The sequence below is a fragment of the Frankia sp. CpI1-P genome (assembly GCF_001421075.1).
Taxonomy (GTDB): domain Bacteria; phylum Actinomycetota; class Actinomycetes; order Frankiales; family Frankiaceae; genus Frankia; species Frankia torreyi.
Window position 1 is genome coordinate 1 of sequence record NZ_LJJX01000069.1, and the last position, 12586, is coordinate 12586.

The 12586-nt window shown below is 72.7% G+C and carries 11 protein-coding genes and 5 pseudogenes; 4 read left to right on the forward strand and 12 right to left on the reverse strand.

What is annotated here, in order from left to right; all coding sequences use genetic code 11:
- Positions 1 to 230, reverse strand: a 230-nt coding sequence (locus FF86_RS27670; RefSeq protein WP_128423652.1) for a DUF3846 domain-containing protein, incomplete at its 3' end; no start/stop codon positions are given.
- A gap of 261 nt (positions 231 to 491) precedes the next feature.
- Here FF86_RS27670 and FF86_RS27675 point away from each other — a divergent pair.
- The 4 genes and pseudogenes from FF86_RS27675 (at position 492) to FF86_RS68905 (ending at position 4669) form a co-directional block, all read left to right on the forward strand.
- The gene (locus FF86_RS27675) at positions 492 to 1601 is read left to right on the forward strand and encodes a helix-turn-helix domain-containing protein (RefSeq protein ID WP_044888046.1); all 1110 of its coding nucleotides are present in this window, start codon (positions 492 to 494) and stop codon (positions 1599 to 1601) included.
- Complete coding sequence (locus tag FF86_RS27680) at positions 1601 to 1837, forward strand: hypothetical protein (protein WP_044888047.1); 237 nt, start codon at positions 1601 to 1603, stop codon at positions 1835 to 1837. Before FF86_RS27675 ends, FF86_RS27680 begins: the two co-directional genes overlap by 1 nt.
- A 741-nt stretch (positions 1838 to 2578) precedes the next feature.
- Positions 2579 to 3823, forward strand: a pseudogene (locus tag FF86_RS36680) (hypothetical protein); the annotation flags it as partial.
- 399 nt (positions 3824 to 4222) lie between these two features.
- Positions 4223 to 4669 (forward strand): BTAD domain-containing putative transcriptional regulator, encoded by a 447-nt coding sequence (locus FF86_RS68905; RefSeq protein WP_396230138.1) that lies wholly within the window; start codon positions 4223 to 4225, stop codon positions 4667 to 4669.
- 795 nt (positions 4670 to 5464) lie between these two features.
- Here the strand turns inward: FF86_RS68905 and FF86_RS59200 are convergent.
- The 11 genes and pseudogenes from FF86_RS59200 to FF86_RS36690 all read right to left on the reverse strand — a co-directional run.
- A pseudogene (locus FF86_RS59200) lies at positions 5465 to 5959 on the reverse strand (Na+/H+ antiporter NhaA); the annotation flags it as partial.
- A gap of 1 nt (position 5960) precedes the next feature.
- Positions 5961 to 6498, reverse strand: a pseudogene (locus FF86_RS59205) (Na+/H+ antiporter NhaA); the annotation flags it as partial.
- Positions 6499 to 6513: 15 nt separating this feature from the next.
- Positions 6514 to 7148 (reverse strand): annotated as a pseudogene (locus tag FF86_RS64440) (hypothetical protein); the annotation flags it as partial.
- 1671 nt (positions 7149 to 8819) lie between these two features.
- Positions 8820 to 9605, reverse strand: coding sequence for a Crp/Fnr family transcriptional regulator (locus tag FF86_RS27710; RefSeq protein ID WP_157867004.1), 786 nt, complete (start codon positions 9603 to 9605; stop codon positions 8820 to 8822).
- Between the two features lie 213 nt (positions 9606 to 9818).
- Positions 9819 to 10130 carry a hypothetical protein gene (locus tag FF86_RS27715; RefSeq protein ID WP_044888052.1) on the reverse strand — a complete coding sequence of 104 codons (312 nt, stop codon included), beginning with the start codon at positions 10128 to 10130 and terminating at the stop codon, positions 9819 to 9821.
- Positions 10127 to 10864, reverse strand: coding sequence for a Crp/Fnr family transcriptional regulator (locus tag FF86_RS27720; RefSeq protein WP_128423402.1), 738 nt, complete (start codon positions 10862 to 10864; stop codon positions 10127 to 10129). The genes FF86_RS27715 and FF86_RS27720 overlap by 4 nt, the downstream gene beginning before the upstream one ends.
- Before the next feature lie 61 nt (positions 10865 to 10925).
- Positions 10926 to 11093, reverse strand: coding sequence for a hypothetical protein (locus FF86_RS34420; RefSeq protein ID WP_157867005.1), 168 nt, complete (start codon positions 11091 to 11093; stop codon positions 10926 to 10928).
- Positions 11093 to 11811 (reverse strand): phosphatase (locus FF86_RS68910; RefSeq protein ID WP_242419750.1); only part of this gene is annotated, 719 nt, incomplete at its 5' end. The genes FF86_RS68910 and FF86_RS34420, both read right to left, overlap by 1 nt.
- A 1-nt stretch (position 11812) precedes the next feature.
- Positions 11813 to 11923 (reverse strand): annotated as a pseudogene (locus tag FF86_RS68915) (phosphatase); the annotation flags it as partial.
- On the reverse strand, positions 11920 to 12054 hold the full coding sequence (locus FF86_RS63270) for a hypothetical protein (RefSeq protein WP_255355950.1): 135 nt from the start codon (positions 12052 to 12054) through the stop codon (positions 11920 to 11922). The pseudogene FF86_RS68915 and the gene FF86_RS63270, both read right to left, overlap by 4 nt.
- A gap of 20 nt (positions 12055 to 12074) precedes the next feature.
- Positions 12075 to 12371: hypothetical protein (locus FF86_RS36690; RefSeq protein ID WP_206779067.1), on the reverse strand; the 297-nt coding region annotated here is incomplete at its 5' end.
- Between the last annotated feature and the right edge of the window lie 215 nt (positions 12372 to 12586).

Genomic DNA, 12586 nt, shown 5'->3' on the forward strand with positions numbered 1-12586 from the left:
GGATTGGCTGCTGCCGCGAGTAGCGTCGCCCGCGGGTTCATCGGCAGCCTCAGATCTAGGCCGCCTTCGTTCACGTACACCGACCCGGCAGGCTCGAGAAGATGGACGGGCTCGATGTTCCCACCGACAACCCCGCGGTAGAACGCAAGATTGTCCGCGTGGAACGTCACGGCTTCCGGGGGGCGGGTGACCTCGGCGCGCAGCAGCACGCCGGTCAGCGATGCGCTCATACGGACTCCAGAAGAAAAGAACAAGAAAAGGTGGGTGGGGTTGTCCGTGCGGCCGGTCGCCGACGGTTTCCCCGATGCGCCGGTGGATGGCGGGCACAGGGACCGTAACTTGATCGAATCCGTGGCAGNAAGCCGAACCGGAAAACAGCCATGAAAACAGGTGTAGTGATTCATGTCACTGGGTGTTTTGCTGGCTGCGGATATCGATCAGGAGTTACCCCTGATCTGCACCCGGAAATCCCATTCACGAGGGGACGGTTCATGACACCCGACAGTGCGATCCCACCCGCGGTCACGCCCGAGAAAGCACAGGTCCTGGCCGCGCTGACCGGCGGCCCGCTCGGCGCTAGCCAGATCACTGAGCGTACGGGCATCGCGAAAACGAGTCTCGGCCGGATTCTGGACGAACTCGCGGCGGACGGAAAGGTCCGCAGAGGCGACGTCGGTGCGGTCCCGGGTCGTGCCGGACGCCGGCCGGTCCTGTGGGAGCTGACCCCTCTCGAGGACGCCAACCCGGCCGGCGCCCTCGACGCCCCCGGCCCGGACAGCACCAGCCCGCAGGCACTGATCGACCCGGACCCGGCTGGGGTCGATACGGTCGTCCCGCCTCACGAGAACGACGCCGGTCCGAGTATGGACATCGGCGGACCGATCAGCGTCCCGGACCCTCCCGAGGCGGGCGGGGCCCAGGCTCTCGGTCCCGACGACGCCGATCCGGCTGGGACGGTGGACCCCAGCCCCGGGCCCGACGCTGCCCGGGATGGGAACGCGATGCCCGACGCGGACCCTCACGATCTGGACGGCCGGACCAGCGCCGACCCCGGTGTCGACGTTGGCACCCAACCCGACGTCGCCGATGCCGGCCCTGCGCAGAGCGGCGACGGTGCGGCGGGTGGCGAGGCCACCGTCGAGGGGAAGGTCGGCGGTAAGGAGCACGACGACGGCACCGCCGGGAACGCCGACGTGTCCGGTCAGCCGATCGGCTCCACGGCCGGCGCGGGTGGCGGTGGTGGGGTGTGCGCGGCGGTGGCGTGCCCGCTGGCGGCCTGCCCCGTCCGGGCAGGCAACGCGCCGGTGTCGCCCGCCCGGCGCCGTGCCCGTCCGACGGTGGCGACGCCGAAGGCCAACAGTGATGGTTCTCAACGGCTGGCCCCGGGGGAGCTGGGCCGGCAGATCGCCGCGTTCCTGCGGGCCAACGCGGAGGCCCAGCTGACCGCGGGTGAGATCGCCCGTGAACTGGGCGGCCGGTCCAGCGGGGCGGTGGCCGCCGCCCTGCCCAAACTCGTGGACAGCGGGCAGGTGGTCGCGGTCAACCCGGGCGCCCGGCCCGCCCGCTTCCAAACCGCCCCCGTGGCCGCGGGGGTGTCGTGATGGCCCTGCGGGACGGCGGGGACGGCGCAGCCCTGCTCACGACCACGCTGGTCGACAGCGAGATCCTCATCCGCCCGCAGGCCGAACATCTTCCGATGATCGTCCTGCGGCTGCAGGCCAGATGGACCCATCAACTGGCCGTCAGCCACCTGACACCGGTCGAGGCTCTGGAGCTGGCCGCGGCGCTGCACCACGCCGCCGTCCGGGCCACTGTCGGGGCACAGCAGAACCACTGACCACGCATGCGACGGGGGATGCTGTCCAGTGCCACGGCCTGGGCAGCATCCCCTTCTCCTGCTCGGGCGCCCTGGCGCTGCCCACCAGCCCGAAGTGGGAGCCCCGCACGTCAGGTTGCCGATGGACCCCGCGGCGTGGCACCCGCCGCGCGACGGGTGCGGCGGTCAGGAGCGCAGCACGGCGGCGAGCCCCGCGGCACCGATGGACGGCATCTGCGCCGCGAGGAGGATCCAACCGGCTGCGGTACATACCGGCGGCCGACTCCGGCCGTGAGAACGGCCCCCAGCAGGAAGACCACGCACTCGGCGGCAGCGACCAGGACCGCGCCGCGGCGTGCCGGTCGCGATCGGAACCGGGACACGGCGGCAACCTCGCGGGCTTGTCGCCGTGCTCCTCGCGTCCACCCCATCGGGTTCTCTCCTGCGCTGGACCGCGGCGAGACCGTGCCCCGCGCGTAATGGTGACAGCCCACGCTGAACCTTTCCAAGCATGCCGGGACGCCGCGGGGTTGTCTTCCGGCAGTCCCGGAGATCGTCGAGTCGGCGCACCGCCCCGNCATCCTCCTTCTCGCCCTGGGGCGGGATCGGCACCGGCCGCGGCAATGATCGTTATAGGCAGTTACCACGATGAATCCTGTTTTCGCAATCTTCAACCGGCTTTGAGGGCTGTTTGGGTCTGTTTGACACAGCTTCCGTGCACTACTCTGTGCTGCGTCAAGGCCGACCCGAAGGGTGTCGATCATGGTTCGGTGGTGGTGGCCGTGGGGACTGCTGGTTGCGGCGCTGGCCGGACTCGTCCTTGTCACCAGCACAGACAGTCCTGCCGTGGTCGCGGGCTGGGGGGTGTGGGCGGCGGCCGTTGTCGCCTCGGTAGGGGCGATCGCCGGGGATCGTCTGTCGGCGCTGCGAGTCCACGCGCCACGCTGGGCGCCGCGCGTCGGCCGTGAGCTGACCGTCTTCTCCGTTCCCGCCGCAGTAACCTCGCGGCCGCTGTCCGCGCGCGCGCCGACGGACGCCCGCGTGCTGCCCGTCGGCGCGCCCCCAGCGGGCCGTGGGTCAGCCGCACCAACGCCCGTCACCCGGTTCGTCCCGCAGCCGGTGAACGGCGGCGGGGACACGGTGACCCATCCCGGCCGTCACCCGGGCCTGCGGGCCCACCCCGGCCGGCTGCCCGCCGTTCCCGTCGCCGTGGACGGGGACGGCGACGGGTTCGTGCCGCAGGCGCTGGCCGCACTGCTGCGCACCCCGGCCTCCTACGCGCCCGGACCCGCCGGGCGGCCACGCAACGGCGGTGCACAGCTTGCTGCCGGCGTCGGGCCAGCGGGAGTGGTGACGGTCGACCTGCTATCCCGGCCGGTCTGGGAGATCAGCGGCCCGGGACAGGCCGGGGTGCTCCGCGCGCTGCTCGCGCAGATGCTGGCATGCCCGGACCCCGGCAACGGCCCCTGCCGGCTAGTGGTGACCGCCGGGCACGCACGGCGCCTCGGCCTGCCCGACCCGGCGCGCCTCGGTCTCCTAGTCGCCCCCACCCTCGCCGTGGCCGTGCGGCATCTCGCGGCGGAGATCCGCCTACGCGCCGAGCTGGCCGCCGCCGGACCGGCCGTCACCGGCCTCGCCGGCCTGCGCGCCGCCTTTCCCGACGAACCGCTGCCCGCTCTGCTGGCCGTCGTCGACACCGACGAAGCCGGCGACGACGCCGCGCCCGCGGTGCGCCGCCTGCTCGCGCAGGCGCACCACTTCGGGGTCAGCGCGCTGCTGGTCGGCAGCACAAATTCCCCCCACGGCTACACCGTGGCCGCAGACGGATCGGTTCTCACCAGCCGACACGTACCTCCGATGCGCCGCGCGTTCACCCTCGCCGCCGCGCCGACGCTACGGGTACTACGCCAGGCGACACGCCTCGACGCGGGCGCCGAGGTGACCGTTCCCCTCCTCGGCTACCGGCCTCCGGCGCCCCCGGCGATCCCACCACCCGCCCCGACGCGGNCACGGCNCACCAGCGCCGCACCGCGCCCGGCCACACCCCCAGCCGCCACCTCGTCCACCGCAACGCCGTTCACCGCGACGCCGCCCACTGCAACGCCGATGGTGCGGCTGGTGACGTTCGGCCGGCCCCACCTCGCCGACGCGGCCGGGCAGGCGTACCACGGCCTGCTGAGCATGGAAATCGCCGCCTACCTCGCCGCCCACCGCGATGGCGCCACCACCACCGCCCTCGTCCGTGACCTGCTGNCCGACGCTGACCCGATCCGCGCGAAAAACCAGATCCATCAGGCGATCCGCCGGCTACGGGACGCCTGCCAGCACGCCGCCAGCGGCTCGATCACCATCGAGACGAGGNCCAGGGGCTACCGGCTCCTCCTACGCGACGGCGCCCGCTGCGACCTGTGGGAGTTCCAGGCCGCGCTCGCCGACGCCGAGCACGCCAGTTCCGACCCGCCGCGCATCGCCGCGCTACGCCGCGCCGTCGCCGCCTACCAGGGGCGGTTCTGCGGTGAGCTGGATGCGGCCTGGGCCGCCGGGCCCGCCACCGCCTGGGAACAGCAGGCCATCGCCGCCCACCAGGACCTCGCCGACTTGATCGCCGACGACGACCCCACCGGCGCGGCAGCCGTCCTCGAGCAGGCGCTACGCACCACCGACCCCCATTTCGAGCCGCTGTACACCCATCTCATGCGCCTGCACGGCGCCGCGGGACGCCTCGCTGAAGTCCGTCGCGTCCACGATCGGCTCGCTACCCGCCTCGCCGCGCTCGACACCCAGGTCAGCCCCGCCACCACCGCCCTGCTCGCCCGCCTCCTGCGCACCCGACCCGGCGAGCCCCGCGCATGAACCACGACCCCTCCGACATGCCCACCCACACCCCCCGACGCCTACGGGGCCTGCGAAGACTCTTCGCGATCCACGACGAGGCGACGCTCCCGCCCGGTCGCCCGCCCCGCACCACATGGGNGCACCCACCCGGCTGGTGCTACCCGGGCGAGCAGGTGTACGCCTCCAGCCCCTGCCACGCCTGGTCCACCCGGCCCCACACGGACGGATCCCCCCTCCTCGATCACGGCCAAGGGCTCGTCTTCATCAGCAACCTGCAGACCNCTGTCTTTCTCCACTCTCCCGGGGAAACGCTGTGCGTCCCGCACTGGATGGTCGCCGAAACCGGCGTCCACCACGGCGATCTCGAACTCGCCATGATGGGCAGCCTCGTCCGCCTCCGCCTCAGCTCCGCCGCGCACACCCTCCAGTACCAGCACCTCATCGACGAGCTACGACATGCACCAGCCCACCTCGGCTGACAAGGCCCCGAAAAGGAACNCCTCCACNCCCCGAACCGGAGAACGTCCCGCCTCATCGCAAGGAGACCCCCATAGTCCGGCTGGCTTCCCCACTACCAATCCGAAGAAGGCATTTCCGCGCGCCTCGTCCTCGCGCTCGTCGTACTTGTCATGATCTTCTGTCTTGCTGCCGGCTCCTGGATCGGCTGGATCAGCCAGGCCTACTTCTGAGATCGCGTCCTCGCCGGAGACGGAACCCCCGCGCTGCCGGACCTCCCGAGGGACGCCGGCTGGGACGATGTCGCAACGCCGGGCGTCCGCGCCCCGATGAGGATCGCACCATCGATCGGGTGCNGACGTAGGCAAACCAGTGCGAGGGCGCTGGCCGCGGCGGACGCGGTGAGGATCGCGGTGGAGGCGCCTTCGACCGCGGCCGGGTCGGGGAGGGCGAGGCGGGCGAGGAGCAGGCTGACGGTGTAGCCGATGCCGGCGAGCAGGCCGAGGGGGACGAGGTGGCGCCAGCGGACGCCGTCGGGCAGGCGGGCGATCCCGAGGCGTACGGCCAGCCACGCCCCGGTGGGGACGCCGAGGAGCTTGCCGGCGACGAGCCCGACGGCCACCCCCCGGCTGATCGGGTCGGTGGCGACGTGCAGCAGGGCCGACGGGGCGAGGGACACCCCCGTGGCGGACAGTGCGAACGCGGGGAGGACCACGGCCGCGCAGAGCGGGCTCAGACGCCGTTCGAGCCGGGTGGCCGGCGCCTCGGGTTCGCCGGGGTCGGGTCGGGCCCGCACCAGCAGGCCGAGGGCGACGCCGGCGACGGTGGCGTGGAGGCCGGCGGCGTGCACGCNGACCCAGGTGGCCACGGCGAGCGGGATGTGCAGCAGCGGTGAGCCCCAGCGCCGGCGGTGGGCGAGGGCGGTGGCGGCGAGCAGGGCGGCGGCGGCGGCCAGCCAGCCGGGGTTGATGCCGTTGCTGAAGCCGACGGCGATGAGCAGGATGCCGCCGAGGTCGTCGGCGACGGCGAGGCCGAGCAGCACGGTGCGCAGCCCCGTCGGGGCCCGGCGGCCCGCCAGGGACAGCACCCCGAGGGCGAAGGCGATGTCGGTGGCCACGGGGATGGCCCAGGCGCGCCCGGCGCCGGGGGTGTGGTGGGTGAGGGCCAGGCAGATCAGCGCGGGGGCGAGCATGCCGCCGGCCGCGGCGGCGACGGGCAGTGCCGCGCTGGCGCGGTCGGCCAGGGCGCCGACGGTCAGTTCGCGGCGCAGTTCCAGGCCGACGGTGAAGAAGAAGACGGCGAGCAGGGCGTCGGCGACCCAGTCGGTGACGTGCAGGTCGGCCAGGTGCAGCCAGGCCGGGCCGAGACCGGCCGGCGTGGACCACACCGCGNGGTAGNNGCCGGGNGCGACGTTCGCCCAGACCAGGGCGGCCACCGTCGCACCGACGAGGAGCAGCCCGCCGGTGGTCTGCGCCCGCAGGAACCCGGCAAGCCCGCCGCTGGCCCGGCGCGTCATGGTGGCGGTGGTGTTGTGGTGACGGTCGTCCATCCGATGTCGGTGGGAGGCAGCCTGGTGGTGCCGTCGGTGCAGGCGCGCAGCCGCCCGCCGGCGGCCAGCGCCGCGAGCCGCAGCAGGAGGTCCATCCGGTCCACCCGACCGGTCTGTGTGTCGAGGAGCGCGGCGATCTGCGCTGCGGAGGCCTTTCCGGTCTGGAGCTGCGCCGTGACCACCGCGGCCCACCACTCCGGCGGCGAGATCGTGTCGAGCGGACGTACGCCGTCCGGGGCGGGCACGGCGAGCGGGGGTCGGCAGGCGTACATCCATAGGCCGCTCACCGTCTGGTAGCGGGAGAGGAGTCGGATCGTGGCAAGAACGTTCAACCAGCGGCTCACGTCCTGGGCCGTTGCTGGCACCTCGACCTGGCTGGCGGAGAACACGCCCGCGTGTGCGGTGCGGACCTGCGCCCAGAGCACCGCCGCGCGCAGGTCCCGGACGGCCACCCGCTCGATCCCCTGCCCCAGGCGACGGCTCACCCGGCATCCCGAACCTCCGCCGCAGGCGCGGGGTATGGGTGCGGCGCGCGGGCACCACCCCGCGCGCCGCACCCCGGCTCCGTCCCTAGGCAGCGGAAGGGGCCAGCTTGGTGGCGGCAGGGGTGCGGTCTCACTGCCCGGGCCTTCCCGCACGGCGTTGATCGCCTCCCGCCCGACGTCGGTGAGCCGCAGCCCCGGGCCGACCCGGGCGAAATGACCGGCGCGGGTGTGCCGGTCCACCCACCCTTCCAACCGTTCCCCGGCGACACCGAGGNGGCGGGCGGCGGTGAGGAGGTCCACGTCAGCATCGACGTCCAAGGGGTCGGCGCCGAGCACCGTCCACACCTCGTGGTCGGTGAGCGCCCGTGCCAGCAGGTCGCGGGATCGGCAGGTTCCGCGGGCGGTCGCCTGCCACTGGCGGTGCGCTGCACCCTGGTCCGGGCCCAGCAGGAGCAGTCCCCGCACGGCCAGCACCACGAGGCGCAACGTCACATCGACCCGGTCCACGCGCCGGGCCGCGTCCAGCAGTTCGGCGATGGCCTCGCCCGAGGCCAAGCCAGTCTCGGCCTGGGCGATGATGATCGCCGCCCACAACTCCCGCGGCAGGATCTCCTCCTGCGGGCGTGCCCCGGGGTCGGAGGCCGGCGTCGCAGCGAGCAGTGGCCCGCACGCATACACCGAGGCATCACTGGACGCGCGGTACCGCTCGGCCATGCCGAGTAGAGCGAGGTTGTTGAGCAGGGTCGCCGCCTCGTCGACCGGCACCTGCAGACGGTCCGCCAGCAAGGTGGCAGGAAACGTCCCCGTGCGGCTCGCGCGCCGGTGTGCCCAGGCCAGGGCCGCGCGTAGCCGACCAGCCTGCATACCGTCCAGGCCCTGGACCGTCGCGGCCCTCAGCCGGATCGCGGGAATCACGGAGCCCCCTCGGACCGCAGTTCCGGGCCCGGCGCGGCATATCCCGTCGTCGACCTGACATAAGTGATCGTTCCCGAGGTCTCGGCCGGGGACCNCAGGGCCGTCGCGAGGTGCGGCAGTGGGACTGCCCAGTCCCAGCGGGCCGGCGGCCCCGGGTCCTGCACCAGCGCGTAGTCACCGATCGTCGCGGTCACGAGGACCATATGTCCCTCGAACCCGCCCCGGTCCCGGCGGGCGAGAACCGCGGCGTCCAGGGACAGCAGTGGCAGCCAGCCGGCGTGCAGCCGGCTCGGCAACAGCCGCGGGTCAGGGATGCCGGGTGCGAAGGACACCTGTCTGCTGGCCAAACAGCGGGTGATCGCCGCACGTTCCCGCTCGAAGTCNCTGATCGTCATCAGGTAGGTCAGGGATTCTTCGTCCAGACCCGAGCGTCGCAGCTCCGCCTCTGGGTCCCGCGTCAACGCGACAGCGTCGAGTGCGTCCTCGTGCCGGACCTCGTAACCGTTCTCGGCGAGCCAGGCGAGCATCGCGTACGGCCACGTTTCCACCCCCGCCCGGAAGCCGGTGATCTGTTCGGCCTCGGCGAGGGTCAGCCGCTGCGGATGGCCCAGCCTCTCCACCGCCATGACCAGACAGGCCTGGGCGCAGTGCAACCCGTCTGGTGACGCCACACGACNCCCCGTCGACGTCACGAGTCGACATGCCGGCCGATCGACCGACTGCTCGTCGTCGCCGACCAGCAGCCGCCGATCCTCNTCGTCAGTCACGGAGCCTCCTCTGGACGATTGATCCGGGTGGGCCGGCGTGGCTTGTCCCCCCACTGGGATGAGACCGGCGGCCGCGGGCAGCCAGGGCAGGCATCCGGCAGTTCTGCCTCGTGGGCGGCCAGCGGGGCGCCTGTTCCGGCGGCGGCCACCAACGCGGGCAGGTTGACGACGCCGATGGCGCGGCGGCGGAGCGTGAGGACACCGGTGTCCTGCAGGCCGGTCAGCGCACGGTGCACCGCCGGAAGGGAGGCATCCGCGAGTTGAGCGATCTCCGGCTGGCTCAGCGGGATCACTACTCGCCCCGCCGTGTCCCGCCGGCCCCCGAAGCCGCGGCACAGCTTGAGCAGCGTGCGCGCGACGCGCACGGCGACCGGCGCGAGACCCGTGATCCACTGCCGGGTCGCTTCCCGGAGCAGGGCGCACTGCGCGCGGCAGTACGCCTCCCGGGCGCTGGGATGCGCGGCAAGAACCTCCGCGAACCCGGCGGCCGAGATCCGCCGGGTCAGCGTGAGTGCGCCTGCGGTCACCTGCGCCCCTCCCTGCGCTGCCAGTGCGTCCACGTCCACCACCTCACCGGCGTGATGGATCGCGAGCATGAACGACCTCCCGGTCTCCGCACTGGCGGTGACCTTCACCCAGCCGGAGAGCAGCACGACAACCTGACCCGCGACGTTCACAACGGGCCCACCCGCGGCGATCGCGTCGCCGCGGCCCAGGCTCAGGACGGCGGCGCGGGCCTGCGGGTCCAGATCGCCGAGGAACCGGCCTGCCCACCGCTGCAACTCCGGACGGCTCCGAGACACGCCGGAGGCACGGCAGCCGGCGTGAAGGTGCCGCACCTGCGCCGTATCACCGGTCATGGGAGATGCGGAGTTGTCAGCGCCACCAGGATCAAAGCCAGCAGCGCGGCCACTGCCACGACGCACTCCCCCATTGGCGGCCGCGCGTCCCCAGCAGCCCGCCACAGGTCCCGCTCTGGCGATGGGGTCGTTTCCTCATCCATCAACACACCGCCCCCACCAGGCCGCGGTCGGCCCATCGGTTTCGGACCTGTCGGCGCCGGCGGCCGCCGGGGGCAGGCCGATGCCGGCGGGACGCCGATCCGACCGGTGCAGCTCCGCGGCTGCGGCGGCATACCAGACGCCGATCATGCCCACCCGGCGGGTGCGGGCGCGGAACGTACGTTCCTGCTCGTCGGTGAGGCGGCCGGCCGGCACCTGCGGTGGGCGTGCGGAGAGCCGGAGCAGCGCCGCGCGGTTCTGCACCAGAAACTGGCTGCGGCGCCCGCGTGAGGGCGGGCGGGTCACCGGCCCTCCCCGCAGACCACGCAGTTCTCCGCCCGCAGCGGGCAGCGCAGGCCCTGCGTGGGCGGGGGTTCCTCGGCCAGCAGGTGCAGTCCGGCCAGGTTGATGAGGTGGATGCGGCGGGAGACGACTTCGAGATAGCCGGCGTTACGCAGGCCGCTCACCGCGGTTTGGACTAGGGACATCGACATGCCCAGCATGGCGGCGAGGTCGCGTTGAACCAGCGGGATCCCGCCGGTGTGCGTCGGGTCCTGACCGAATGCCTGCTCCTGATCGAGCAGGAGCCTGGCCACCCGGTTCTGGACCGGGACGTGAGGGTCTGTCCACCATGCCCGGCGGGTGGCGCGCCGCTGGGCGCACAGACTCTGCCGGAACGCAGCCCCGGCCCCCGGGTGGGTGGTCAGGAACGCGGCGATGTCGCGGTGCGGGATCCTGCGCACCCGTGCGGTACTGCCGGCGGTTACCGTCGCGGCCCGTGGCGCACCTGGCCGGTCGGCCAGGATGTCGCCGGGATGGTGGATGTCGAGCATCGCGATCCGCCCGGACGGCGTGATGCTGGTGCTGCGCGCCCACCCGGTCACCAGCAGCACCATCTCGTCCGCCGGCGCGTCCTGCCAGACGATCACCGTGTGGGCGTCGAGGACCTGCTCCACGCCGAGGGTGAGGGCCGCCGCCCTGCCCGCAGCATCGAGCACGCCCAAAAACCGCCCCAACCACACCGCCGATCCCGCGGTCATCTCCCCCACCTGCACTCCTCAGAACTCTCCGCCCGTACCGGCGACAGCCCGCACGGACGATCTAGACGACGTGCGCCATGACGATGATCAGAAAGCAGGAGGTGAAGGCGCTCGCGAGGCACACGTTCGCCGACCGCGTCGCCTCCTCGATGTCCCGGCGGGTCCGCTCGGGCAGGCCATCGAGATCCGACCCCCGCGACCGGGGCCGCCGCGATCGGGAAGAACCCATCAGCCGCGGATCGGCGTGGCACCGGAGGCGGCAGCGATGAGCCGCTCCACCACCTCGCGGGAGGTGCGGTGCGCGCCAAGCCCCTGGGGTTTGCGGTCGCCGTGATAGTCGCTGGACCCCATCGGCTCGACGCCGAGGTCGGCGGCGAGCCCGCGCAGCCGGAGCTGTTGGTCGGCGTCGTGCTCGGGATGGAAGACCTCGATCCCGAACAGACCGGCCGCGGCCAACGTGGCCAGGTGGCTGTCGGTGAGCACCCCGCCGCGGTCCTTCCGGACCAGTTCGATGGCGTCGATGGCGTCCGGCTGCCATTTCGGCACGTGGTAGCGGCCACGGGATTCGAGCCACTCCGGGGTCCACGCCGCCTCAATGTCGGGCAGGGCACCGGCATTGACCAGGGCCTGAGCGATGGCCGGTTTCCCGATCGACCCGGTCCCGGCCAGCGCCTCCACCGCCTCCCAGGTCACCCGGTGGCCGTCCGCTGCCAGCAGCGCCACGATTTCCCGGGCCCGCCGTTCCCGGTCATCACGGACGCGGCCCATCACCTCGCCCAGCGCCGGGTCCTCGCGGTTGAACAGGTAGGCCAGCACGTGCACCGTGCGCGGCCGGTCGTTCACCGTCACCGAGCACGACAGCTCCGCGCCCGGCACCAGCGTCAGCCCGCTGGGCAGCGCGGCGGCGGCCTCGTCGATGCCGCTGGTGATGTCGTGATCGGTCAACCNGAGGTATTTCAGTCCCGCCTCGGAGGCCAGGCGGACGAGTACCTTCGGGCGGACGGTGCCGTCCGACTCGCTGGAATGGGAGTGCAGGTCAGCATCGTCGTCGGCGCTCACAGGACCCTCGACAGCATGACCGCGATCGAGACGAGCACACCGGCACCGAGGCACAGCCTGCAGTAGCGGACGAATCGCTGGAACTCCGCCAGGAGCTTGGCGTTCACGTCGCTCTCACCGTCGGGGGGCATCGCATCTCCAAAAGTCGGTGTCATCGCGGGTCGCCGGGAGTGTGAAAGGGGGTCCACATGGGGGCGACCCTGTTCGGCCAGTGGCAGAGCGGGTCGCTCTCGCGGGCAAGGTGATTTCCGATCGCCTGCGCGATCTGCCAGGCGGCGGGTGGAATCCCCGCGGCGAGGGCCTGGTCGAGCGCCCGCCGGTAGGCCTCGTACCACTCGGGCCCGCTGCCCGGTGGAACGGTACGGTCCGGACGCGGATCGACGCGGACAGCGTCGATCTGCACGACAGGGGTCGCGAGCGTGACGGGCAGGGCCGTAACCGGGCTGCGNACACCGTCGACGGCGCCCACCGGGGCCTCACGGTATTGGAATCCCAGGCCGACCATGACGGGCAGCAGTCCGACGGCGCGCGCCGCCCAGATCACCTCGCCTTCCAGTACCTGCTGCGAGACCGGCCCGTCTTCGGCCAGCGCGGGCGTGAACACCCGGCCATGCGCCGGCTGGATGAGGCTGACCCACCCGCCGCGGCGCACCACCCGGGCGA

Bases quoted from the DNA above. Each gene is read 5' to 3' on its own strand.
- FF86_RS27680 (WP_044888047.1), top strand. From the start codon at position 1,601: ATGGCCCTGCGGGACGGCGGGGACGGCGCAGCCCTGCTCACGACCACG.
- FF86_RS27675 (WP_044888046.1), top strand. From the start codon at position 492: ATGACACCCGACAGTGCGATCCCACCCGCGGTCACGCCCGAGAAAGCA.
- FF86_RS63270 (WP_255355950.1), bottom strand. From the start codon at position 12,054: ATGCCCCCCGACGGTGAGAGCGACGTGAACGCCAAGCTCCTGGCGGAG.
- FF86_RS34420 (WP_157867005.1), bottom strand. From the start codon at position 11,093: ATGGGTTCTTCCCGATCGCGGCGGCCCCGGTCGCGGGGGTCGGATCTC.
- FF86_RS27720 (WP_128423402.1), bottom strand. From the start codon at position 10,864: ATGACCGCGGGATCGGCGGTGTGGTTGGGGCGGTTTTTGGGCGTGCTC.